This is a genomic window from Pseudomonas sp. AL10, from assembly GCF_029960685.1.
Lineage (GTDB): Bacteria > Pseudomonadota > Gammaproteobacteria > Pseudomonadales > Pseudomonadaceae > Aquipseudomonas > Aquipseudomonas lactis.
Genome location: NZ_JASBQZ010000061.1, coordinates 1 through 23,166 on the forward strand (window position 1 = coordinate 1; position 23,166 = coordinate 23,166).

Below are 23,166 nucleotides of genomic sequence, written 5' to 3' on the forward strand. Positions count from 1 at the left end.
CTTACTTTGCCGCTTTTGCAAAGTGAGCCGCCGTCAGGGCGGAACCCTAAGTGGCTGTTACCTAAATAACGGATATGTACCCGGTCCAACTGTGTTGACTGCCAGGCCGCCTTCGCGAGCAAGCCCGCACACAGTAGGATCATTGGGGTGTCAGGTAGATAGTCGCAGGCTGGCGGGCCGCTATCGCAGGCAAGCCAGCTCCCACAGGTTAAAGCATCGTTCTATATGTAGAACGATCAGGGCCATTTTTGCCGGCTAGTGTTCAAGGGTGAGACGATTTAAGGTGTACTCACTTTGGAGGTACACCATGAAAAAGCTGATTGGTATCTACACCAGCCCCCGCGCCCACTGGGTCGGCGATGGCTTCCCGGTACGCACGTTGTTTTCCTACGACACCATGGGCAAGCACATCAGCCCATTCCTGTTGCTGGATCACGCCGGCCCCGCTGAATTCACGCCTACCGAACAGCGCCGTGGCGTCGGCCAGCACCCGCATCGCGGTTTTGAAACCGTGACCATCGTCTACGACGGTGAAGTCGAGCACCGCGATTCCACCGGTGCCGGCGGCAAAATCGGCCCGGGCGATGTGCAATGGATGACCGCAGCCAAAGGTATCCTGCACGAGGAGTTTCACTCCCAAGACTTCGCCCGTCGCGGCGGCGCACTGGAGATGGTGCAACTGTGGGTCAACCTGCCGGCCAAGGACAAAATGGCGGATGCCGGTTACCAGACCATCGTCGATGGCGACATTCCGGTGCTGCCATTGGCGAACGACGCTGGCCACCTGCGCCTGATCGCCGGGGAATTTGCCGGTACTCAAGGCCCGGCCCGCACCTTCACGCCGATAGACGTGTGGGACTTGCGCCTCAACGCCGGTAAAGCGGTCACGCTGGACCTGCACGCCGGGCGTAACACCGCTTTGGTGGTGCTCAGCGGCACGTTGTTGATCAATGGCGAAGAAGTCGCACGCCAGGGGCAATTGGCGCTGTTCGAGCGCGACGGTAAGCGACTGACCCTGGAGTCCAACGACGACGCCAAGGTGCTGTTGCTCAGTGGCGAACCCATCGACGAGCCCATCGTCGGCCACGGTCCGTTCGTGATGAACACCGAGCAGGAGATTCACCAGGCGTTTGCCGACTTTCAGTCGGGCCAGTTCGGGCAAATGCACGCCTGACGGTTCACCGCAACCTCCTATGGGAGCTGGCTTGCCTGCGATAGCATCACCCTGGTGTAGCTGATACACCGCGGTGTTTGCATCGCAGGCAAGCCAGCTCCTACATTTTGTTTCCAGGGTTCTGATTTCATGCGATCTTCTCGGCATTCGCCCTGGAGTCGCCTGGATGCCCTCATTTATCGCTGATCACCCGATGCTGTGCGCCGTGGCGTTGATCCTGATCGACATCGCCGTGTGGCGCCTTATTTCTCCCAACCTGGCCAACTGGAAACTCGCGGCACGGCTGGTGATTTTCGCGGTGTTCAGCGCCGTGCTGTTCAACGACGGCATGAACCCCATGCAAGCGGCGCCCTATGCCGATGACACCACCTTGCATCTGGCCGCCACGGCGCTGCAGATCGGCTGGTGGTTGTTCGCCGCCCGCACCCTCACGGTGTTGCTCGGCGCAGTGATGATGCAGCGGGTCGGCCATACCGGGCGCTTGTTGCAGGACCTGCTGGGCGCGGTGATTTTCCTCATCGCGATCATCGCCGCCATGGCCTACGTGCTCGACCTGCCGGTCAAGGGCGTGCTGGCCACCTCCGGCGCCGTGGCGATCATCGTCGGCCTGGCCTTGCAAAGCACCCTGAGCGATGTGTTTTCCGGGATCGTCCTCAATACCACCAAGCCTTACCAGATCGATGACTGGATCTCCATCGACGGTACCGAAGGCCGTGTCACCGATATCGACTGGCGCGCCACGCGCCTGCAAACCTCCCAGGGCAGCCTGGCGGTGATCCCCAACTCCCTGGCGGCCAAGGCCAAGATCATCAACTTCTCGCGCCCGGCAGACATGTTCGGCCTGGCGGTCAGCCTGCAAGTGAGCCCCCATGCGCGCCCGCAAACCGTGATCGAAGCGCTGGAACGTGCTATGCAGGGCTGCCGGCCGTTGCTGGCCCAGCCGGCGCCCAGCGTCGCGTTCAAGGCGTCCACCGGCAGTGGCGTGGAGTATGAGATCAGCGGCTTTGTGCCGGCCATGGGCCTCAAGCGCGAAACCCGCAACCAGCTTTACGACCTGGCCTACCGGCATTTGCAGGCGGCGGGCGTGGGCCTGTTGTCCGCCACCGAAGGCAGCACGCCGCCTGCGGTGTCTGGCGCCCGCGCCTTGCTGGAGCGCTCGACGATCTTCTCCACCTTGCGCCAGGAAGAAAAAGACACCTTCAGCCAGAACATGACCCTGCACACCTACCGCGCCGGTGAGATGATCCTGGCGGCGGGGGAGGTCAGCGATCACCTGTTCATCATCGAGTCCGGCGTGGTCTCGGTGCTGTTGATCAAGGACGGGCACAAGTTCGAGGCAGGGCGCATGGGCCCGGGGGAGGTGATCGGTGAGTCCGGCATTCTCTCCGACCAGGCGGCGCTGGCGGATTTCTCGGCCAAGACCTACTGCACGCTCTACCGCATCGAAAATGAATACCTCAAGCCGTGCCTGGACGCCCGGCATGATATCGGCGAAGCCATGAAGGCGCTGCTGGACTTCCGCCGCCATGCCGCCCAGGCCCTGACCGAAGACGCACCCGTAGTACCGGTCAAGAAGGGCTTCATACAGTGGCTGAGGAACCGCGGCCTGTAGATTGGTCACCTGTTCTTCGCCCGGATTGGCTATTTCTCCAGGACGCCGGGGTGACTAACCTGCTCACCAATCCCACTGTCCTGGAGCAACACCATGCAAACCCGTACCGATTTCTACACCGCTTCCCCAGACGCCATGAAAGCCATGCTCGCCCTGGAAGCGGCAGTCGGCAAACTCTCCATCGAACTGCCACTGCTGGAACTGGTGCGCCTGCGCGTATCGCAGATCAATGGCTGCGCGTTCTGCCTGGACATGCACACCGCCGATGCCCGCAAAGGCGGCGAAACCGAGCGCCGCCTGTACACCGTGTCGGCCTGGCGTGAAACCCCGTTCTTCACCCCGCGCGAGCGCGCTGCCCTGGCCTGGGCCGAAAGCCTGACCCTGCTCAGCCAGACCCACGCCCCGGATGAAGACTTCGACGCACTGGCCGCCCAATTCAGCCCCCAGGAACAAGTGGACCTGAGCGTCGCCATCGCCACCATCAACAGCTGGAACCGCCTGGCGGTGGGCTTTCGCAAGATGCCCAAGTAAGCCCGTCAGTTGGCTTTGAAATAGTTTCGCGGCGTGGTGCCGGTCATGCCTTTGAAAAAGGCGATCAGTGCACTGTCGCTGGCAAAGCCCAGTTCAAAGGCGCAGTAGCCCAGGCTGCGCCCGATGGCAAGCAGTTCGATCATGCGCATCAGACGCCACTGTTGGCGCCATTGCTGATACCCCAGGCCGGTTTCCTTGAGGAAAATCCGGCCGATGGTCTTGGTGCTGGCGCCAATGTGCTGTTCCAGGTCCTGCAGCGTGGGGGGCAAGCGGTCAAGCTGGGCCAGCAGCGGCGCCAGGCGCTTGTCCCGTGGCAACGGCAACAGCAAGGGTTGCGCCGCCGCGTGGCGAATTTCATCCAGGCACAGTCCGAGCAAATGGGCATAGCGACCCGCCTGCCAATCAGTCTCGAACGGCGCCAGGGCCATGGGTTCCAGCACTGCCCTGAGCAAGGCACTCACTTGGATCACCCGCACCTGGGCCGGCAACTGCTCGGCCAGGGCCGCACTCACATACACCGACCGATAATCCACCGCCTGCTGCATCACCGCACGATGGGGCAGGCCGCCGGGGATCCAGGCTGCGCGGGTGGGTGGCAACAGGCACAGTTGATTGTCCAGGGTGATGCGCGTGCACCCTTGCTGGGTGAACAGCAGTTGCCCGCGCTGGTGCACATGCAGGCCCGAATCGTGATTGCCCAGCACCGCCGCGATGCCGATCACGGGCGCTGCGAAGGCATCGGGGTTGAAAGACGCGGTAGCGGCAAGCCAGGCCATGGGTTGTCCGATTTGATGGATAAAGTGTCGAAGTCCGGATAATAGCCCAGCTGGCGCGCCCTAGAATCCGTCCGTTGTGTTTATGGATGGATCGTGTGATGACATATAAAAATTTGCTGCCGCTGACCATGGCCCTGCTGATGTTCCCGCAGTTGGCCCAAACCCTGTACAGCCCGGCCCTGGGCGATATCAGCCGCGCCTTTGACGTCGCGCCGGAACGGGCAGGGCAGACCTTGTCGGTGTATTTCCTCGCCTTCGCCCTGGGCGTGGTGGTGTGGGGCCGGCTGAGTGATCGTCTGGGGCGGCGGCCGGTGATGCTGATGGGGCTGGCAATCTATGTGGGCGCTTCGGCGCTGGCCTTGACGGTGACGACATTCGACGCCTTGCTGCTGGCCCAGGCCTGTGCTGCTTTTGGCGCGGCGGTGGGGTCGGTGGTCACGCAGACGGTGTTGCGTGACCGTTTCCACGGTGCCGACCTGGCCCAGGTGTTTTCCGTGATGGGTATTGCGCTGGCCGCCAGTCCTGCTATCGGCCTGTTCAGCGGCGCGAGCCTGGTGGAATTTTTCGGTTACCGCGGCGTGCTCTGCACGTTGCTGCTGCTCGCGGCGGTGTTATGGGGCTGGTGTTGGTGGGCCTTACCGGAAACCCGTCCGGCCTCCTTGCCCACCGCCGCCCTTGGCCAGACGCTCGGCCTGATGCTCAAGGATGCCGGAGTATGGCGCTCGGTCGGGTTGGTCGCGGCGTTCAATATCGCGCTGTTCAGCTATTACAGCGTGGGGCCGTTTGTCTTCGCGCAGCAGGGGCGTTCCACCGCCGAGTTCGGTTACAGCGGTGTGTTGCTGGCGCTGGGTTCCGGGTTGGGGGCGTGGCTGAACAAAGCCTTGCTCAAGCGTGGGTTGAGCGGTGAGCGGTTGGTGGTTGTCGCCGCAGCGGTGGCCGTGGTGGGGAGCCTGTTGGTGTTGGCCCTGCAGCACAGCTGGCTGTTGGTGTGGCCGATGCTGTTGGTGGTGCTGGCCTTCGGCATGGCGATTCCCAACGTGCTGGGGGCGGCCCTGGTCGATTACCGTGACCGCCTTGGCACCGCCGCCGCCCTGTTTGGCTTGCTGTACTACCTGGTGATTGGCGGCGGGCTGGCCTTGGTGACCTGGTCCCAGGATTTAGGCTGGAGCCTGTTGGTGTGCGGTTTGGCAGCGTTGTGGCTGGCTACGTCGCGGCTACTCAGAAGTTGACCGACGCACTCAAACGCGCCGTCAACGGCGCGCCCTGGAACAGGTAGTCATCGCCCATGTACTCGCCCGCGTCGCGCCAGTAGCGCTTGTCGAACAGGTTATCGACGCTCAGGCGAAACACGGTCTCGTAGCCATCGACCTTGGTGGTGTAGCGGCTACCGACGTTGACCACCGCGTAGTCGCCCACTTCCACGTTGCCGGTGCGATTGGCGGACTTCTTGGCGCTGTATTGCACGCCGCCCAATACGGCCAGGCCATTGACCCAGGGCAGGGCGTAGTCGGCGTACACACTGGCGCGCAGCTTTGGCACGTTGATCGCCTGATGGCCTTCGTACTCCGGCGTGCCGCTGCCGCTCACCCGCGCTCGGATCGCGGCCACGCTGGTGGCGATCTGCAGACGGTCGGTGGCCCAGCCGTTGGCAGACAATTCAATCCCGGTGTTTTTCTGCTGGCCCTGCTGCACGTAGTTGAACGTGTCACCTTCGGGCTTGGCGTATTGGTAAGCCTGGCGCGTCTGGAACACGGCGGCGGCGAAGCTGATACGGCGCCAGTCGTATTTCACCCCGGCTTCGAGCTGGCGCGAGACGGTGGGGGCGAGGGTTTCATCCGCATTGTTTGCGAACCACGGCGCTGTGCCGCCAAGAGAGAGGCCCTTGCTGTAGCTGGTGTACAGCGAAACGTTGTCCACCGGCTTGTAGATCAACGAGGCCTGGGGCAGGAACACGTACTGTTGGGTGTGGCGTGTCTGGTTGCCGGTGACGCTGTCGAAGGCTTTTTCGTCCAGGCGCACTTCACGGCCGCCGAGGATGGTTTGCCATTGCTCGTTGAAGCGGATGCGGTCGGTGACGAACAGCCCGTACTGGCGGCTGTCGAGGTTGCGGTGGCTGTCGTTCAGCGGCTTGTCGGTCGGGGGAAAGCTCGGCACCTCTTCGTTGATATTGGCGGTGCCGATGAATTCGTTGACCGACTTGCGTTTGTCGATCACCCGGCGAAACGCGCTGGTGCCAAACGTCAGTTCATGGCCAATGCCGGCGGTGTCGAACAGGCCTGTCATGGCCGCCTGGATTTCATCGTCGCGGCGGGTATCGTCCGGGCTGCGGTAGTCGTAGACGTCGTAATTGCCTTCGGGGCTGAAGTAGTTCGGCACGCTTGTAGAACTGCAACTGTCTGAACCATAGCAACCCCAGGCAAACGAACTGTAGTCATCAATCACCACCTTGCTACGCGCCGCGCTGACACTGCCTTTCCACTGATCGCTGAAACGGTACTCGAACTTGCCGTTGAGGTTCAGCGAATCAATCCCGACCTGCTTGCCGCCCGTCTGGTGCCCCAACAGCTTCTTCGGTGAAGCGCCGTGGGGCACTTCGGTGCCGCCCAGCAGTTGATAACCTGGCACCGAGCGCTGTTGTTTGTTCTGGTATTCGGCATCCAGTTGCAACACGGCGTCGGGGCTGATGTTCCAGTCAAAGGCCAGGGACACGAAATCGCGCTGGCCGTTGGCGTGTTCCACATAGGAATTGAGGTCTTCATGGGCGACATTGGCGCGCAGGCCGAACTGCTGCTCGCTGCCAAACCAGCCGCCAACATCGGTGGCGATGTAGCCACTGCCACGATCATCGGTGGACACCGTCACCGAGCGCACATCCTGGGGGCGCTTGGTCACGTAGTTGATCACTCCGCTGGGCTCAGAAATGCCGCTCTGCAAACCCGCTAGGCCCTTGAGCACTTCCACTTGCTGCTTGTTTTCCAGGGCGACATTCTGCTCGCCGGTGATGGTGCGCCCATTGATCTTGTAACTGCTGGCCGCGTTCAACGAAAAGCCACGCACCACGAAATTCTCGTAATAGCCAATGGGCGCGTAACTGTCGCCCACCGAGGCATCGTTGCGCAGCACTTCGCTGAGCAGGCGTGCCTGCTGATCCTTGATCAGCGCGGCGTTGATCACCGTGATCGAGGCGGGGGTGTCCAGCAGCGGCGCTTCATCAAAGCCACCCACCGACGCGGTTTCATTACGGTAGCCCGACTCATCCTGGCCCTGGACCTTTACCGTCGGCAACTCGATCTCGGCGGCCAGGCTGCTGCCGATGCCGCCACTGAGTAACAGGCCGAGGGCGAAACGTGAAGTGACGACGGGGCGAAAACGCAAAACCATGGGTAAAGGCCTTAAAGCGTTGGGCGGGGGGCGCATAAGCTAGGCATAACGGCGGGATTTTACAAGTTATGCAGCAGGGCTCTGCCACACCGCTAATCGAATGTGGGAGCTGGCTTGCCTGCGATAGCGGCGTGTCAGTCGCTGAATTATTGCCTGAACCACCGCTATCGCAGGCAAGCCAGCTCCCACAGGGGATTGGACTTCAACCAAAGCGCTTCAGGGTCTCGCTGGGCAGCTCCCGGAACAAAGCACGATAGCTGTTGGAAAACCGCCCCAAATGCCAGAACGACCAATTCATCGCCACCTCGGCTACGGTGGTATCAGCGCCACTGAGCAACTCACGCCGTGCCCCATTCAACCGACGCAACCTTAACCACTGCGCCGGGCTCAATCCCGTATAGGTCTTGAACCCTTGCTGCAATTGGCGCAACGGCACCCCCGCAATCTGCGCCAGTTCCAACAGGTTGGCGGTTTCATCCGGTGCATCCGCCGCCCATTCGCCGATGCGCGCCATCAAGCGGCGTTCTTCGCTGCGCTTTTGTAGCGAACTGCGGTCCAGACACACGCAGGCGTTATCGAGGATAAACAGGCAGTCGTCGAGCAGTTGCTGGGTGAGGGCATCGCGGCTGATGGGGTCGGTCAGTGCCGACAGGCGCGTAAGGGTGCCGCTCAGCCAGCGAGTGAACAGCGCATTTTGCCGACAGGTCAGCGGCGCCATGAACAAGCCTTCGAGTTTGGCTATATCCAGGCCCTGGCGCTGGACGAACTGTGGGCCGAATACCACCGCCACTTCGCGGTAGTTGATCGGGGTGATCCAGGTGTTGCGGCTTTCGCCATTGAGCAGGTACAGCGCGTTGTCACTGGCGTCGAAACAGAACGTCAGGGCGCCGGTGGGGGCGTTGAAATGCTGCTCCACGCGGGTGTTCATGCACTCTTCGTAAACCTGCACGCCTTGCAGGTCGAGGTAGCGCACCTGCCCGGCAAAATGCCCCGGCGACATCTGCTGGTACTGCTGCACCCAGCCGGGTGTCGCACTGCATTGGGCGGCCACATCGCCGGTGGCGAAGGCCTGTACGCGCAAAGCGGTTGCCTGTGTCATGGGTGATCCGTGCGCACTCTATTGGTGCGTTGTGCCGCGTGCAAAGTGGATAGATGCCGTTTCAAGGCTGGCCCAAGATAGACCTCAATGCGCTGGGAGTACAAGCCGGCGTCGCATCCCACCCAAGACGAGGTCCTTATGAACGCCCCCTTCGATCAGCTGTCCGCCTGGCTGAAAGAACACAAGATTACCGAAGTCGAATGCGTGATCAGTGACTTGACTGGCATCGCACGCGGCAAGATTGCGCCCACCAATAAGTTCCTGCATGAGCGAGGCATGCGCCTGCCGGAAAGTGTGTTGCTGCAAACGGTAACCGGGGACTTTGTCGACGACGATATCTACTACGACCTGCTGGACCCGGCCGATATCGACATGATCTGCCGCCCGGTGGCCAACGCCACTTACGTAGTGCCGTGGGCCATCGAACCCACCGCCATCGTGATCCACGACACCTTCGACAAGCAGGGCAACCCCATCGAGCTGTCGCCGCGCAATGTGTTGAAGAAAGTCCTGCAGCTCTACACCGACCAAGGCTGGCAGCCGATTGTCGCGCCGGAGATGGAGTTCTACCTGACCCAGCGCTGCGAAGATCCGGACCTGCCCTTGAAAACCCCGATTGGCCGTTCCGGCCGTGCCGAAACCGGGCGCCAGTCGTTCTCTATCGATGCGGCCAACGAATTCGACCCGCTGTTCGAAGATGTCTATGACTGGTGCGAAGCCCAGGGCCTGGACCTCGATACGTTGATCCACGAAGACGGCCCGGCGCAGATGGAAATCAACTTCCGCCACGGCGACGCCCTGGACCTGGCCGACCAGATCACGGTATTCAAGCGCACCTTGCGCGAGGCCGCCCTCAAGCACAACGTCGCCGCCACCTTCATGGCCAAGCCGGTGGCCGATGAGCCGGGCAGCGCCATGCATTTGCACCAGAGCGTGGTGGAGATTGCCACCGGCAAACCGGTGTTCGTGGATGCCGATGGCGCCATGAGCCCGCTGTTTTTGCATCACATCGGCGGCTTGCAGAAGTACATCCCCATGCTGTTGCCGATGTTTGCGCCCAATGTGAACTCGTTCCGCCGCTTCCTGCCGGACACCTCGGCGCCGGTCAACGTCGAATGGGGCGAAGAGAACCGCACCGTCGGCTTGCGCGTGCCTACGTCCAGCCCGGAGGCGATGCGCGTGGAAAACCGCCTGCCGGGGGCCGATGCCAACCCGTACCTGGCCATTGCCGCGAGCCTGCTGTGTGGTTATCTGGGGATGATCGAGCACATCGAACCCAGTGCCCCGGTGGAAGGCCGCGCCTATGAGCGCCGCAACCTGCGCCTGCCGTTCACCCTCGAAGATGCACTGGCGCGCATGGAGGATTGCGACACGGTCAAGCAGTACCTGGGCGAGAAATTCGGGCGCGGCTACGTGGCGGTCAAACGCGCCGAGCATGAAAACTTCAAGCGGGTGATCAGTTCCTGGGAGCGTGAGTTCCTGCTGTTGAGCGTCTAAAAACAAGCATAAAAGGGGTGACGATATGCGTCTTGTGAACAAACTTCTCCCACTGGCCCTGGCCGCGGCGTTCAGCAGTGCAGGCCAGGCGGCACCGACGGTGAGTGTCTACAACTGGACCGATTACATTGGCGAGACCACCTTGGCGGACTTCCAGGCCAAGACCGGTATCAAGGTGGTCTACGATGTATTCGACTCCAACGAAACCCTGGAGGGCAAGTTGCTGGCCGGGCGCACCGGGTATGACGTGGTGGTGCCGTCCAACCACTTCCTGGCGCGCCAGGTGAAGGCCGGTGCGTTCCTCAAGCTCGACCGCGCGCAGTTGCCCAACTTCAAGAACCTGGACCCCAAGTTGCTGAAGTTGCTGGAACAGAACGACCCCGGTAATACGCACTCGGTGCCGTACCTGTGGGGCACCAATGGCATTGGCTATAACGTCGACAAGGTCAAGCAAGTGCTGGGTATCGACCGTATCGATTCGTGGGCGGTGCTATTCGAGCCAGAAAATATCAAGAAGCTGCATGAATGCGGCGTGGCCTTCCTCGATTCGGCGGATGAGTTGTTCCCGGCGATCCTCAACTACATGGGCAAGGACCCACGCAGCGAGAATGCCGAGGACTACAAGCAGGCCGAAGCCAAGCTGCTGACGTTGCGGCCGTACATCACCTATTTCCACTCATCCAAGTACATCTCGGACCTGGCCAACGGCAATATCTGTGTGGCCTTCGGTTATTCCGGCGATGTGTTCCAGGCCGCCAACCGCGCCAAGGAAGCCAAGAACGGGGTGAACATTGCGTATTCGATCCCCAAGGAAGGCGCCAACCTGTGGTTCGACCTGCTGGCGGTTCCGGCCGACGCGAGCAACCCTAAAGAAGCCCATGCGTTCATCAACTACCTGCTGGAGCCCGAGGTGATTGCCAAGGTCAGCGCCTCGGTGGGCTATGCCAACGCCAACCCGGCAGCCAAGCCGTTCATGGCCCCCGAACTGGTGAACAACCCTGAGGTGTACCCGCCCCAGGAGGTACTCGACAAACTCTATATTTCCACCACGCCCACGCCGGCGACCATGCGCGTGATGACCCGCGCCTGGAGCAAAGTGAAGTCCAACCGATGATGCAGCCCAATGAACATGCCCCGTCCTATTACCGCGCTTCGGCGAATGCCATGGCGCAGCGGCCCGCACTTGAGGCAGACCTGAGCGCTGATGTGTGTGTGATCGGTGGCGGTTTTACCGGGGTCAACACCGCCATTGAACTGGCCCAGCGCGGGCTTTCGGTGATCCTGCTGGAGGCGCGCCGCATTGGTTGGGGCGCCAGCGGGCGCAACGGCGGGCAATTAATTCGGGGTATTGGTCATGATGTCTCCGGGTTTGCCAAATACGTGGGCGAGGAGGGCGTGCGCTATATGGAGCGGGCCGGTATCGACTCGGTCGCCCTGGTGGGCCAGCGCATTGCCGAGCACGGCATCGACTGTGACCTGCGCTGGGGTTTTTGCGAACTGGCTAACACCCCGGCGCAGTTTGCCGCGTTCAAGGGCGAACAGGCGCACCTGGCGGCCATGGGGTATGCGCATGAAACGCGACTGGTCGGCCCACAAGACATGTCGCAGGTGGTGGGCTCGACGGTATATGCCGGCGGCTTAGTCGACATGGGCTCCGGCCATCTTCACCCGCTCAACCTGGTATTGGGCGAAGCGCAGGCGGCCGAGGCCCTTGGCGTGCGTATCTTTGAGCACAGCCCGGTGCTGGAGCTGATCCATGGCGAGACGGTGCAAGTGCGCTGCGCAGGCGGCAGCGTGCGCGCAGCCAACCTGGTGCTGGCATGCAATGCTCATCTTGAAGAGCTGGAGCCGCGCTTGAGCGGCAAGGTACTGCCGGCGGGCAGCTACATCATCGCCACCGAGCCACTGCCTGAGCCTTTGGCCCAGCAGTTGATCCCACAGAACCTGGCGCTGTGCGACCAGAAAGTCGGCCTGGATTACTACCGGTTGACTGCCGACCGGCGCCTGTTGTTCGGCGGTGCCTGCCACTACTCGGGCCGCGACCCCCAGGACATCGCCGCGTACATGCGCCCGAAAATGCTCAAGGTGTTCCCACAGTTGGCCAGCACGGCTATCGAGTTCCAGTGGGGCGGCAAGATCGGCATCACCGCCAACCGCTTTCCCCAGGTCGGGCGGCTCAAGCAGTACCCGAACGTGTTCTATGCCCAAGGCTATTCCGGCCACGGCTTGAACGTGACGCACTGGTGCGCACGGTTGCTGGCTGAAGGGATACATGCGGGCGCAAGCCAGGGCCTGGATATCTTCAGCCAGGTGCCACACATGACCTTTCCCGGTGGCAAGGCGTTGCGCTCGCCACTGCTGGCGTTGGGGATGTTGTGGTATCGGTTGCGCGAAGCGCTCTGATTGATCGTTCCCACGCTCTGCGTGGGAACGCCGCCGCGGACGCTCCGCGTCCCGCCGTTTAGTGACGCGGAGCGTCATGGGATGCATTCCCACGCGGAGCGTGGGAACGATCAGCGGAGCGTGGGAACGATCAGTCGGTCAGCACCTTGCGAAAGGTTTCCACTAATGGCCTCAAGTTGACGCGATGCCAGGCGGCCCACAGTGGTGTGGTGTAGGCCAGCCACGGCAGCTCGCGCAACACCACGCCGGGCGGTGCGTTGCGGCTCAGGCCCTTTTGCACCATCGCCACCCCCAGCCCTGACGCCACCAGGCCCAATGCGGTAAAGGGCTCGCTGGCCTCCATGGGGATCTGCGGGGTGAAACCGGTGCGGATGCAGGCGGCGACGAAATCGTCAGCCGGGTGGGCGCCAGGTTTGCGTTGCACGCCGATCCATTGTTGGTCGGCCAGGTGTTCGGGCAACAGTTCGCGTTGTCGAGCCAGCGGATGCTGTTCGGGCAGGGCCAGAAGCATCGGGTCGTCGAGGACTTGCCAGGCGGTCAGGTCCGGGTCATCGGCGGCGGGTGGTTCGCTCACCAGGGCGATGTCCAGGCTGCGTTGGCGCAAACCTTCCAATTGTTCCAAGGAGGGCAGGTTATACAGCTTGATATGCACGGCGGGCCGGTCGTCGCGCAGTATGCGCAAGGCATTGGGCAAGACACCGGCGTGCATGGCGTTTTCGATATAACCGATGCACAAACCGCCTTCTTCCCCACGGCCCAGGCGCTTGCCCAGAGACTCCAGGCGGTTGGCATGGGTCAGCAATGCCTTGGTTTCGGCCAGGAAGGTCTGGCCATCGCGGGTCAAGCGGATACGCTGCTGGCTGCGTTCGAACAGGGTCAGGCCCAGGCGTTCCTCGAGCTGGGCGATCTGCCGGCTCAGAGGCGATTGAGAAATGTGCAAGCGCTCGGCGGCGCGGCCGACGTGTTCTTCTTCAGCCACCACTTCGAAGTAGCGCAACTGGCGTAGATCAATCATGTAAGACCTGCAAGGACTCAAGTAGGTCGCAGTATGTCTTGGACGGTCTGATCAGCGCAATCTAGCATCTGCTCAACGGTCACAGCGACCTCGCACCGATTGAGGAACCACCATGAGCTTGAAAGACACACTGCCCGGCGCACTGGGCTTTGGAACCGCCCCCTTGGGTAATATGTTTCGCGCGATCCCCGAAGAAGAAGCCCAGGCCACCGTCGAGGCCGCCTGGAGCCAGGGCGTGCGTTACTTCGATACCGCGCCGTTCTACGGCTCGGGCCTGTCGGAAATGCGCTTGGGCCAGGCGCTGTCCAACTATCACCGCGATGACTACGTGCTCAGCACCAAGGTCGGCCGGGTGATTCTCGATGAAGTCGAAGAAACCGCCCGTGACCTTGGCGAAAAAAGCGGCGTATTCGAACACGGCCGCCGCAATAAAATACTCAATGACTACAGCGCCGACGCCACCCTGCGCTCCATTGAAGACAGCCTGACACGCCTGCAAACCGATCGCCTGGACATCGTGTGGGTTCACGATATTGCCCAGGATTTTTACGGCGACCAATGGCTGGAATACTTCAACCAGGCCCGCACTGGCGCCTTCAAAGTACTCACCCGTTTGCGCGAGCAAGGTGTGATCAAGGCATGGGGGCTGGGCGTCAACCGTGTCGAACCCTGCGAGTTGACCCTGGACCTGATCGAAGCCCAGCCTGACGGTTTTCTGCTGGCGGGGCGCTACACGCTGCTGGATCACGACCGCGCCTTGCAGCGCCTGATGGACGCCGCCCACGCCCAGCAGGTGGAGATCGTCGTCGGTGGCCCGTACAGCTCCGGCATCCTCGCTGGCGGTGCGCATTTTGAATACCAGCAAGCCAGCCCAGCGATCATTGCCAAGGTCGAGCAGATCAAGGTGATTGCCCAAGCGTTTGGCGTCAGCATCAAGGCCGCTGCGCTACAGTTTTCACTGGCGCATCCGGCAGTGGCGGCGGTGATTCCCGGTGCCAGTCGTCCGGGGCGGATTGCCGAAGACGTCGCGGCGTTGTCTGAACAGATCCCAGCAGCCTTCTGGCAAGCGTTGCGCGAGGCCCGCTTGATCTCGGACCGTGCACCTTTGCCTCTCTCACGTTAAGGAGCTTGAGCATGAAGATTGATGTAAGCGGCAAAGTGGCTATTGTCAGCGGCAGCACCGCCGGTATCGGCCTGGGCATCAGCCAGGCCCTGGCGCAATCGGGTGCCACGGTGGTGGTGATCGGGCGTGATGCAGGCAAGGTGGACGACGCCTTGGCGAGCATTCGCCAGGCGGTTCCCGCTGCCCAACTGCGTGGTGTGGTGGCCGACCTGGGCACCGTTGAAGGCGCACAGAAACTTTTCGCCGCCGAACCGCGCGCCGACATTCTGGTCAACAACCTGGGCATCTTCGACGCGGTGGATTTCTTCGACGCGCCGGACAGTGAGTGGGCGCGCTTCTATGAGGTCAATGTGATCTCCGGCGTGCGCCTGGCACGGCATTATGTGCCGGGTATGGTCGAGCAGGGCTGGGGCCGGGTGATCTTCGTGTCGTCGGAGTCCGGCGTGGCGACGCCGGCCGACATGATCAACTACGGAGTGACCAAAAGCGCCAACCTGGCGGTGTCACACGGCTTGGCCAAGCGCCTGGCGGGTACTGGGGTGACGGTGAATGCTATCTTGCCGGGGCCGACCTTTACCGATGGCCTGGAACACATGCTCAAGGACGCCACGGCCGAATCCGGGCGCAGTGCCCGAGACGAAGCAGATGTGTTTGTGCGCCATGCGCGGCCCACCTCGATCATCCAGCGTGCGGCCAATGTGGATGAAGTGGCGAACCTGGTGGCGTACATTGCTTCACCGCTGTCTTCGGCGACGACCGGTGCCGCGCTGCGGGTCGACGGTGGCGTTGTCGACAGCATGGCAATCTGATTTTTTCCTGACTGGAGTATTGATTGTGGCGACAGCTTCTTCTGTGATTGAAATTGCGGTATCGGCCGACCAGGTCTGGCAACTGATTGGCGGCTTCAACAGCCTGCCCGACTGGCTGCCTTTTATTGCCAAGAGCGAGCCGAGCGAGGGTGGTCGTGTGCGTCACCTGACCGCCGCTGACGGCGGCACGATTGTCGAGCGCTTGCAGACCTTCGACAACGTGGCGCGCACCTACAGCTACACCATTGAAACGTCGCCGTTTCCGGTGAGTGCCTACCTGTCGACCTTGCAGGTTGAAGCGTTGACGGACGCCTCGGCGAAAGTGACCTGGTCCGGCGTGTTCACGCCGGCAGCGGGTACCACCGAGGCGCAGGTAGAGGAGTTGTTTACCGGTGTCTACGAAGGCGGGCTTGAGGCGCTGCGCAGTAAATTCTAAGGATTGTGGCGAGGGAGCTTGCTCCCGCTGGGGCGCGAAGCGGCCCCGCTCTTTGTGGGACTGCTACGCAGTCCAGCGGGAGCAAGCTCCCTCGCCACAGGGTGGGGGTTTAGCCTAGATGGAGCAAGGCTGCCGCGACAGCCTCTGCCGGCGTCATCTGCGCCGTATCCAGCCTGAACGGCGGCGCTTCCCAGGGTTCATACTCATGCACCTGCACCGATTCCCAAGTGGGTGACACCAGCCCCGGAATATCGCCCACACGGCCTTCCACCCGGCGCCGATGCGCCTGCTGATCGGAACACACCACCTCGATATTGATCAGCGCCACGCCGGCGGCTGTCGCCACCGCTTGCCAGGCATCACGGCTTTCCTTCACCGGGTTTACACAATCGGCGATCACCCGCTGCCCCAGGCGCAGGTTACTCAGCGCCAGCGTATTCGCCACACCGTAGCCACTGGCCCCCACATCGCCCGCCAACACCCCGGCCTCGCGCAGCGCCTGCTCAATCACATCGATGCGCAGGTAAACCGCGCCCACCTGTCGTGCCAGTTCCCTGGCAATTGTGGTCTTGCCACTGCCCGGCAAGCCGCTGAATACAATAAGCATGACCATCACCCCCCTGTAGGAGCGAGCTTGCTCGCGAAAAACGCCAACAATAACGCGTACTGCCTGAATAAACGCGGCGTCTATGAGTTTTTCGCGAGCAAGCTCGCTCCTACGTTTAGAACGTCACAGTGAAGGTTGTGCCGCGTGCCTCACAGGAACTCACTGCCACATCGCCGCCATGCACCCTGGCCAGTTCACGCACGATATACAGGCCCAGGCCCACGCTGCGCACGTCGCTGCCCTGGTCGGTGCCGCGGGTCATGGGTTCGAACAACCCGGCCAGCAAGGCTTGGGGTATCGCCGGGCCGTGGTTGTGCACTGCAACCTCGCAGGTGTTATCGCCCAGGCGCGAGGTAATGGTGATCGGCTGCAGCAAGTCGCCATAGGCCACGCTGTTGGCCACCAGGTTACCGATCATCTGTTGCACGCGGTCGGCGTCCAGGCACGCATCGCCCTGGCCCTCGCCGTGATGCACCAGCGTGGCCTTGGGGAAGGCCACCCGCAGTTCGTCGACGCTGCGATGAATAACGCTGTGCAGGTCCAGCGGTTGCGGCTTGATGGTAATGCCCTGGCCGACCCGGGCCTGGGTGAAGTCCAGCAGGTCGGCGATCATGCGGTGGGCGCGTTCGGCCGACTGGCCGATGTGCCCCAACAGCTGGCGCTCCTTGGCCGTGCGCTCGCCACGCTGGAGAAAGTCGGAGGCCATGCGGATCGCGGTGAGTGGGTTTTTCAGGTCATGGCTGACAATCGCCACCATCTGTTCGGCAAACAACGCCCGGCGCTGAGCAATGGCATAGGCTTCGCTCAGCTCGGCCTGGGCCTGTTGCAGGGCCAGTTCCGTAGCAGTTTTTTCCTGTAGCAGGGCTTCGGCCTGCTTGCGGGCATTGAGCAGCTCGCGCTCGTACTTGTCACGGTCGGTGGTGCCGAACAACGCCAAGTCATACACCACGCCGTCGGGCTGCTGGCGCTGGTTGGCGTTGAGCAAGACCGTGACTTTGTGCCCGTTGCAATGGCGGATGTCGAGCTTCACCTCGGTGACGCTGCCATGCATACGCAGCATCGGCGCCAGGTGCGTCTGGTAAAAAATCCGCCCGCCCATGGCCAGCAGGTCCTGGAAACGCCGGCCCAGCAGCTGGGCCGCAGTAAAGCCCAGCCAGTCGCACAAGCGCGGGTTGACGTGCAGGATCGTGCCATCTTCCTGGGTCACCGCCAGGGCACACGCCGCGCTGTCAAACAGCGGGTCAACGGGCATCGGCAGCCGCCCAAGGGGCCAGGAACCGGTCCATCGCCGTTGCACACGCCTGGGGGGCGCTCATATGCGGGCAATGGCCGACATTCTCGACCAGGCAATAAGTGCTGTTAGGTAGTACGGCGTGCAGGTATTCACCCACGGCCACGGGGGCGATCAGGTCGTCGGTCGATTGCAGAATGAGTACCGGGGTGGTCAGGCCGAACACATCCTGGCGGTTATCCGAGAGGAAGGTCACGCGGGCGAACTGCTTGGCGATGTCCGGCTCGGTGCGGCAGAAGCTCTCGGTGAGCGCCTCGCTCAGGTGCGGCTGCGTCGGGGCGCCCATGATCACCGGGGCCATGGCGCTGGACCAGCCCAGATAGTTGCTGTCGAGGGTGTCGAGCAGGTCGTCGATGTCGTCGCGCTGGAAACCGCCGACATATTCCTCGGTATCGATATAGCGTGGCGATGGGCCAATCATCACGTGTGCGGCAATGCGGCCCGGGAGGAAACGGTCGGCGAGCGTGCCGATCATCGCGCTGACCGAGTGGCCCACCAGAATCACCGGGCCTTGGGCGTAGGCGTCGATAATCTCGTTCAGGTCATGGGCATAGCCATCCAGGCGGCTGTATTTGGCTTTTTCGAACGCACTCAAGTCTGACAGGCCGGCGCCGACCAGGTCATACAGCACCACGCGAAAGCGCTCGAGAAAGTGCGGTGCCAAGGCATTCCACATGGCCTGGTTGCAACCAAAGCCGTGGGAAAACACCAGCGTCGAGGGACCGTTGCCCATCACATGTACATTGTTGCGGTGACTTAGGTCCATGGGCGTCCCGTAGATGGCTTATTGCTATGCAGCTTATCGGCAGTTTAGATAGTCGCAGGCCCTGGGTCACGCGTTTGCACGCAGATAAGGTAAAGTCGGCGCCTTCAGGGAGAGACTTCAGGTAACCATACATGATCGTGCTTGTGCGGCAATCGGTGTTCAGCCTACTGGCCTTGGTATTTTCCAGCCTGTTGATCACCGCTCATGCGGACACCTCGCCGATTGGGGTAGCCCTTGATCAGCGGGTCATTGACCTGACCAACACCCTCGACTCGGGCACCGTGCTGCGCCTCAAGCAACAACTCGCCGACCTTGAACAACGCAAAGGCGCGCAAGTGGCCGTATTGCTGGTGCCGACTACCGGCGGCAGTGGCATCGAAGACTATGCCAACCAACTGTTCCGCGCCTGGAAGCTGGGGCGCAAGGACGTCAATGACGGCATCCTGCTGGTGGTGGCCAAAGCCGACCGCACAGTGCGCATCGAGGTGGGTTATGGCCTGGAAGGCATCGTTACCGATCTACTGGCCCATCGCATCATTGAAGAACGCCTCACTCCAGCGTTTCGTCAGGGCGATTTTGCCGGTGGCATCCAGCAAGGCGTGAACGCGCTGGTGGTACTGGTGGACGGCGGCGACCTGCCTGAAGTGGCCGGGCCGGGGATCAACCCGCAATTTTTCGCGATATTGGCGGCGTTTGTCCTGGGTGCGCTCGCCGGTGTGTTGATCGCCGCCGGCAAGTTGCACTGGCGCAGGGCCTTGATCCTCGCGGTGGCGGCCACGCTGTTGCTGACGGTATTGGCCGGCGGTCGAGACTGGCCGATGTTCCTGTTTGCAATGCCGCTGACCTTGTTGATTGGCGGCGCGCTATTCGGCGCGTTGTGGCAGGTGCGCACGCTGTTTTACGGCGTGATCGGGTTGCTGGCTTACATCCTCGGACTGGTAGTAGCAAACCAGTATGTGGATGTCAGTTTCATCCATTGGCTGCTGTGGCCCCTGGGCGTCTTGGTGGTGCTGGGGTTGTACCTGGTGCTACTGCTGCTCATGAGGGAGACATGGCGCACCAGCCGCGCAGGTTTTGCCGTACGACTGCTGGCGGCGGTGGCCGTGTACGGGGTGGCGGGGCAGGTAATGGACGGCGATCGCGACGCCTGGTTGCTGGCATTTCCTATCGCATCGTTTGTTGCGCTGATTATCTTTGGCAAGGTCGGCGAAGGTTCTGGCTCCGGCGGTGGGTCCAGTTCAAGTTCCAGCAGCTCCAGTTCCAGCAGTAGTTCGTCGAGCGGTGGCGGTTCCAGTGGCGGCGGTGGGGCGTCTGGTAGTTGGTAAGCAAGTCAACGGATGTGCCCCCAATTCAAATCTGGAAACTGGGTGTTTTTAGTGTGAGGGGACGATGTTTTATCTGATGTAAGGATTTTATTTTGTGAGAGAGTTGCCAGGAGTAGAGAAGCTTGCCTATTTGTTATCCAAGGCCCGGAGCGCTTCAGAAGTAGATCAGATCTGGATGTCGACTGGCTTGAAAGGAACTATCACCGCTATTGTTGCCTTGGAAGATTATAAGCGGGCGAATATTCCAGGCGCCGTAAAAAAGTATGCGAAAGGCGATGAGGCGGTACTGGTTCCCTATTTTTCAGGTGGGGAAGTCTATTTTTTGAATGACAGGATTCTGTTTTCCTATCATCAGCAAGGGCGTGCGGACTTTAAAATCGACTATAGTTTGATGTTTGATACTAATATGGCCTCGTATGTGGATGCGTTGATGCGCGGGCGTCCGTTAAAAACCATGCATCACAGAGTGGTCGCGTTTGTCGATGATATTTTGAATGATGATCTGAACTTTGATTATTTTTACTACATGGCGGAGAACGTAAAAGAGGTGAAAAATATTCACCAGTGCGCTGCGTATTCACCCTTGAAGTTTTGGAAGACGTTAAGTAAAAAATTCAGGAATAACTTGGTCAGTCTTCAGCTGTTCAGAAGCATCGATTGCGCTGAATACAAACGCACCTCTAATCCTAAACCGAGGTTCACCCACCGAGAGGCCGCCCGCAGGGCGATTAATTTCAGCCACAGCTATTATGCTTCTGAAGAAGGGCGTGCGCAGGTTCTGAGTTTTGCCTTGATGCAACGTGTCATCTTGTTGCAAGTGATTGGGATGGTGAAGATTCAATTGTCATCTAATAAGTCGGCAAAGCATAAAATTTCCGAATTTTTTGATTATGTTAATGACGTGGTTGGCGTTTATTTGGACCGTGAGGCGATTGTTGCACATAAGTATTTTGTTGATCCTCGGTTAATTTCGATGTTGGAAAAAATAAAAAAAAGCCAAAAGGCACCCAGAAGGCTATTGAAAAAACTCGACAATATTGCGTGGGACATGGCGGCGCCACGGCTCATGGAGACATTGATCATGTCTCAAGGCATGGGAGACTTTTTTATACCGATGTTTATAAGCTTCGATGGCGGGCTTAAGCAGGTCTTGAAAGCCTATGAAGTAAAAGGTGTTGTGTTTGATAGCCGCCGTGGTGGGTTGATTCCGTTGCCACGGGTTAATACCGAGGATTATTTTAAAGCGCACGGATGTGCTGACGCATTATTGAAAATCAGTGAGAAAAGGGATGAGCGGTCCGACAAACCAACAGCGAACAGGGACACGGTGCATCAGTTGATCAAACGTGAATATGGCGTGCTGAGAAAACTGCTGTCAACGCGAGGTCGATGACCAGTGCCATGGCGCCTATTCGCCAAGGGACAGACGCTTAATACCAGCAATCACCCTTCGTCAAGCCGCCTTTGAGGGCGTCCTGTACATCGGCATGGGTAAGCGTCGTTGGGCTCGCCGAGCTATACCTTCCAGGGTGCAACCCATGGGGGCGGTTGTTCGGCAAAGCCCTGCGTGTTACGGCGGCTTAGGCAGAAAACAGTGGGTTGTCACAACTTGGTCCAACCACCGTTGCCGTCGGGCGTTATTTCGAAGTTGATCGGTTCACGATGGGCATTGACCTGAGAGCTGTCGACGCCAGTGTGATCCGCAGGCGAGACGGCAGGCCCGAAGGCGGTGTTGGGGTGCCGGATGGCGGCGTTGGCCTGAGTGTCATCGACGATCTTCTTGTCCGAAGGCAGGAAGTTGTGTTCCAACCGAGTGCGGTTGGCGTGGCTTCTATAGTCTTTGCTGGCGTTTTTCCAGCCGCCTTTGCCATTGGCTATTTCTGCGTCTTCCCCGGCTGTTTTATCCAGAGGGTTATGCCTGGCTTGACCACTGTCGATATGACCTTTGTCAACGGGCGGGTATGCCGGTGTGAAGGGGACGGAACTCTTGATTGAAGTCATGGCTGCACCTCTTTGGTAGCGAATGAATTGACCCGCCAGGACCTGGCCCTGGCTGGGTGTTTCGCAGGTTAGCGCGCGGTTTGGGGATGCTCAACGAGGCCCATTCGGAATGAATGTAACGGAATGAAATCGCTGCGGGGTCGAGGGTGCCGAGAGAGGGATTGGCTGTAGGCAGAGTCTCGCAGAGCGTTTGCAGCGCTACGGCCTGGCGTCGGAAAGTGCCGATAAATCCAGGTTTTTTACCTGTTGCAACGCATTTGTTCGCGGTGCAGCTTTTGGCGGCGTCACGCTTGGAAACATAAACATGATCGCGCTTGCGACGGTGTGCTCTTAGAGAGTCATTGTCATTTCATGCCACGCCATCCCGCCGTGATCCGACGGCGAAGGTTGTACGTAGGTGTAGCCCATGCGGCGGTACAGCGGCACATGCTGTTCCTTGCACATCAGGTGGATCGTCTGCTTGCCCATTATCCTCATGTGTTGCACGAACGCCGTCATCAGCTTTTTTGCATAGCCTTTGCCTTGATGGGACGGGTCGACCACCACCGACATGATCACCACATTCGGCGCCTCGGCCACATGGCCCACCAACTCCTTGAAGGCCTCGTCCGACATCACCACCTCATGGGCGCAGCCTGAGTTGATGAAACCCACCACTGCGCCATCTTCCTCGAGGATCAAAAAGCCTTGAGGATACTGCGCGATGCGCGTGGCGATTTTTGCAAGCGTTGCGGCTTCGTCACCTTCGTAGGCGCTGGTTTCGATTTCAAAGCAGCGTGCGGCGTCGGTGGGCAGGGCGTTGCGCAATGTGAGGGGGGGCATGGGCGGTTCCAGGGATGTTCAGTCAAAGGCCACATCATAGAGAAACGTTGCTCCTTTGGCACCGTAAGGCCTCTGGCCCTGAAGGCTCAAGCGGGAGGTTCAACGTTGGTGCCCCGCAATCAAACTGTGGAAGCTGCCTGCGATGGCGGCCTGACAGCCGAAGCCTATCTACCTGACACCCCGCGATCCAAATGTGGGAGCTGGCTTGCCTGCGATGTCGGCCTGCCAGCCGACACCTACCTACCTGACACCCCGCGATCCAAATGTGGGAGCTGGCTTGCCTGCGATGGCGGCCTGAAAGCCGACACCTATCTACCTGATACCCACGATCCAACTGTGGGAGCTGGCTTGCTCGCGAAGACGGCCTAACAGGCGACGCAGTTATACCGGGTACATATCCATTCCTGCGGTAACGGCCACTTAGGGTTCCGCCCTGACGGCGTCTCACTTTCGAAAAGCGCGAAAGTAAGCAAAGCGCTCTTGCCCCACCACTCGGCA

21 protein-coding genes are annotated in these 23,166 nt (G+C 60.6%); 12 read left to right on the top strand and 9 right to left on the bottom strand.

Going from position 1 to position 23,166, the window contains the following annotated elements; translation table 11 throughout:
• The first annotated feature begins 307 nt into the window (after nt 1-307).
• The 3 genes from QK296_RS27385 to QK296_RS27395 all read left to right on the top strand — a co-directional run bounded on the left by QK296_RS27385 (nt 308) and on the right by QK296_RS27395 (nt 3,317).
• The gene (locus QK296_RS27385; protein WP_137205372.1) at nt 308-1,174 is read left to right on the top strand and encodes a pirin family protein; all 867 of its coding nucleotides are present in this window, start codon (nt 308-310) and stop codon (nt 1,172-1,174) included.
• A 166-nt stretch (nt 1,175-1,340) separates the two neighbouring features.
• The gene (locus QK296_RS27390) at nt 1,341-2,786 is read left to right on the top strand and encodes a mechanosensitive ion channel family protein (RefSeq protein ID WP_137205373.1); all 1,446 of its coding nucleotides are present in this window, start codon (nt 1,341-1,343) and stop codon (nt 2,784-2,786) included.
• Nucleotides 2,787-2,879: 93 nt separating this feature from the next.
• Nucleotides 2,880-3,317 (top strand): carboxymuconolactone decarboxylase family protein, encoded by a 438-nt coding sequence (locus QK296_RS27395; RefSeq protein WP_003190655.1) that lies wholly within the window; start codon nt 2,880-2,882, stop codon nt 3,315-3,317.
• Nucleotides 3,318-3,322: 5 nt separating this feature from the next.
• Here QK296_RS27395 and QK296_RS27400 read toward each other — a convergent pair whose 3' ends face one another.
• On the bottom strand, nt 3,323-4,093 hold the full coding sequence (locus QK296_RS27400; RefSeq protein ID WP_003190656.1) for a helix-turn-helix transcriptional regulator: 771 nt from the start codon (nt 4,091-4,093) through the stop codon (nt 3,323-3,325).
• A 98-nt stretch (nt 4,094-4,191) separates the two neighbouring features.
• Here QK296_RS27400 and QK296_RS27405 point away from each other — a divergent pair, with 98 nt between their 5' ends.
• Nucleotides 4,192-5,322: a multidrug effflux MFS transporter gene (locus QK296_RS27405; protein WP_003190657.1), complete on the top strand. Its 1,131-nt coding sequence runs from the start codon at nt 4,192-4,194 to the stop codon at nt 5,320-5,322.
• On the opposite strand, the gene QK296_RS27410 is transcribed toward QK296_RS27405, so the two are convergent.
• Both QK296_RS27410 and QK296_RS27415 read right to left on the bottom strand, forming a co-directional pair.
• Nucleotides 5,312-7,474: a TonB-dependent siderophore receptor gene (locus tag QK296_RS27410; protein ID WP_282392071.1), complete on the bottom strand. Its 2,163-nt coding sequence runs from the start codon at nt 7,472-7,474 to the stop codon at nt 5,312-5,314. The two genes, QK296_RS27405 and QK296_RS27410, sit on opposite strands and share 11 nt — an antisense overlap.
• Nucleotides 7,475-7,676: 202 nt before the next feature.
• Nucleotides 7,677-8,573: a helix-turn-helix domain-containing protein gene (locus QK296_RS27415; protein ID WP_282392073.1), complete on the bottom strand. Its 897-nt coding sequence runs from the start codon at nt 8,571-8,573 to the stop codon at nt 7,677-7,679.
• 138 nt (nt 8,574-8,711) lie between these two features.
• On the opposite strand from QK296_RS27415, the gene QK296_RS27420 reads away from it, so the two are divergent.
• The 3 genes from QK296_RS27420 to QK296_RS27430 are packed head-to-tail and all read left to right on the top strand — an operon-like array spanning nt 8,712 to nt 12,473.
• Nucleotides 8,712-10,070, top strand: coding sequence for a glutamine synthetase family protein (locus QK296_RS27420; protein WP_282392074.1), 1,359 nt, complete (start codon nt 8,712-8,714; stop codon nt 10,068-10,070).
• A gap of 25 nt (nt 10,071-10,095) precedes the next feature.
• Entirely contained in the window at nt 10,096-11,184 is a 1,089-nt protein-coding gene (locus QK296_RS27425; protein ID WP_057710021.1) for a polyamine ABC transporter substrate-binding protein, read from the top strand.
• The gene (locus tag QK296_RS27430) at nt 11,181-12,473 is read left to right on the top strand and encodes an FAD-binding oxidoreductase (protein WP_034135375.1); all 1,293 of its coding nucleotides are present in this window, start codon (nt 11,181-11,183) and stop codon (nt 12,471-12,473) included. Before QK296_RS27425 ends, QK296_RS27430 begins: the two co-directional genes overlap by 4 nt.
• A 130-nt stretch (nt 12,474-12,603) precedes the next feature.
• Here QK296_RS27430 and QK296_RS27435 read toward each other — a convergent pair whose 3' ends face one another.
• Nucleotides 12,604-13,488 carry a LysR substrate-binding domain-containing protein gene (locus QK296_RS27435; RefSeq protein ID WP_034135376.1) on the bottom strand — a complete coding sequence of 295 codons (885 nt, stop codon included), beginning with the start codon at nt 13,486-13,488 and terminating at the stop codon, nt 12,604-12,606.
• A gap of 112 nt (nt 13,489-13,600) precedes the next feature.
• Between QK296_RS27435 and QK296_RS27440 the strand changes: the two genes are divergently transcribed.
• From QK296_RS27440 to QK296_RS27450, 3 genes are read left to right on the top strand one after another with little or no spacing between them, the layout of a single operon-like run.
• Nucleotides 13,601-14,611: an aldo/keto reductase gene (locus QK296_RS27440; RefSeq protein WP_094775380.1), complete on the top strand. Its 1,011-nt coding sequence runs from the start codon at nt 13,601-13,603 to the stop codon at nt 14,609-14,611.
• Nucleotides 14,612-14,622: 11 nt separating this feature from the next.
• On the top strand, nt 14,623-15,420 hold the full coding sequence (locus tag QK296_RS27445) for an SDR family oxidoreductase (protein ID WP_089042545.1): 798 nt from the start codon (nt 14,623-14,625) through the stop codon (nt 15,418-15,420).
• A 25-nt stretch (nt 15,421-15,445) separates the two neighbouring features.
• A complete protein-coding gene (locus QK296_RS27450) occupies nt 15,446-15,856 on the top strand; it encodes an SRPBCC family protein (RefSeq protein WP_282392083.1) in 411 nt (136 codons plus the stop codon).
• Between the two features lie 109 nt (nt 15,857-15,965).
• On the opposite strand, the gene QK296_RS27455 is transcribed toward QK296_RS27450, so the two are convergent.
• From QK296_RS27455 to QK296_RS27465, 3 genes are all read right to left on the bottom strand, one after another.
• Nucleotides 15,966-16,463, bottom strand: coding sequence for an AAA family ATPase (locus QK296_RS27455; RefSeq protein WP_282392085.1), 498 nt, complete (start codon nt 16,461-16,463; stop codon nt 15,966-15,968).
• 115 nt (nt 16,464-16,578) lie between these two features.
• Entirely contained in the window at nt 16,579-17,715 is a 1,137-nt protein-coding gene (locus tag QK296_RS27460) for a PAS domain-containing sensor histidine kinase (RefSeq protein WP_169912084.1), read from the bottom strand.
• The gene (locus QK296_RS27465) at nt 17,705-18,520 is read right to left on the bottom strand and encodes an alpha/beta hydrolase (RefSeq protein ID WP_169855274.1); all 816 of its coding nucleotides are present in this window, start codon (nt 18,518-18,520) and stop codon (nt 17,705-17,707) included. Before QK296_RS27465 ends, QK296_RS27460 begins: the two co-directional genes overlap by 11 nt.
• Nucleotides 18,521-18,651: 131 nt before the next feature.
• Here QK296_RS27465 and QK296_RS27470 point away from each other — a divergent pair, with 131 nt between their 5' ends.
• Both QK296_RS27470 and QK296_RS27475 read left to right on the top strand, forming a co-directional pair.
• Entirely contained in the window at nt 18,652-19,845 is a 1,194-nt protein-coding gene (locus QK296_RS27470; protein ID WP_094775376.1) for a YgcG family protein, read from the top strand.
• Between the two features lie 94 nt (nt 19,846-19,939).
• Nucleotides 19,940-21,238 carry a hypothetical protein gene (locus QK296_RS27475; protein ID WP_057710012.1) on the top strand — a complete coding sequence of 433 codons (1,299 nt, stop codon included), beginning with the start codon at nt 19,940-19,942 and terminating at the stop codon, nt 21,236-21,238.
• Nucleotides 21,239-21,447: 209 nt separating this feature from the next.
• Here the strand turns inward: QK296_RS27475 and QK296_RS27480 are convergent, their stop codons facing one another.
• The gene (locus QK296_RS27480; RefSeq protein ID WP_057710011.1) at nt 21,448-21,846 is read right to left on the bottom strand and encodes a hypothetical protein; all 399 of its coding nucleotides are present in this window, start codon (nt 21,844-21,846) and stop codon (nt 21,448-21,450) included.
• 330 nt (nt 21,847-22,176) lie between these two features.
• Complete coding sequence (locus QK296_RS27485) at nt 22,177-22,668, bottom strand: GNAT family N-acetyltransferase (protein WP_094775375.1); 492 nt, start codon at nt 22,666-22,668, stop codon at nt 22,177-22,179.
• Nucleotides 22,669-23,166: the final 498 nt, after the last annotated feature.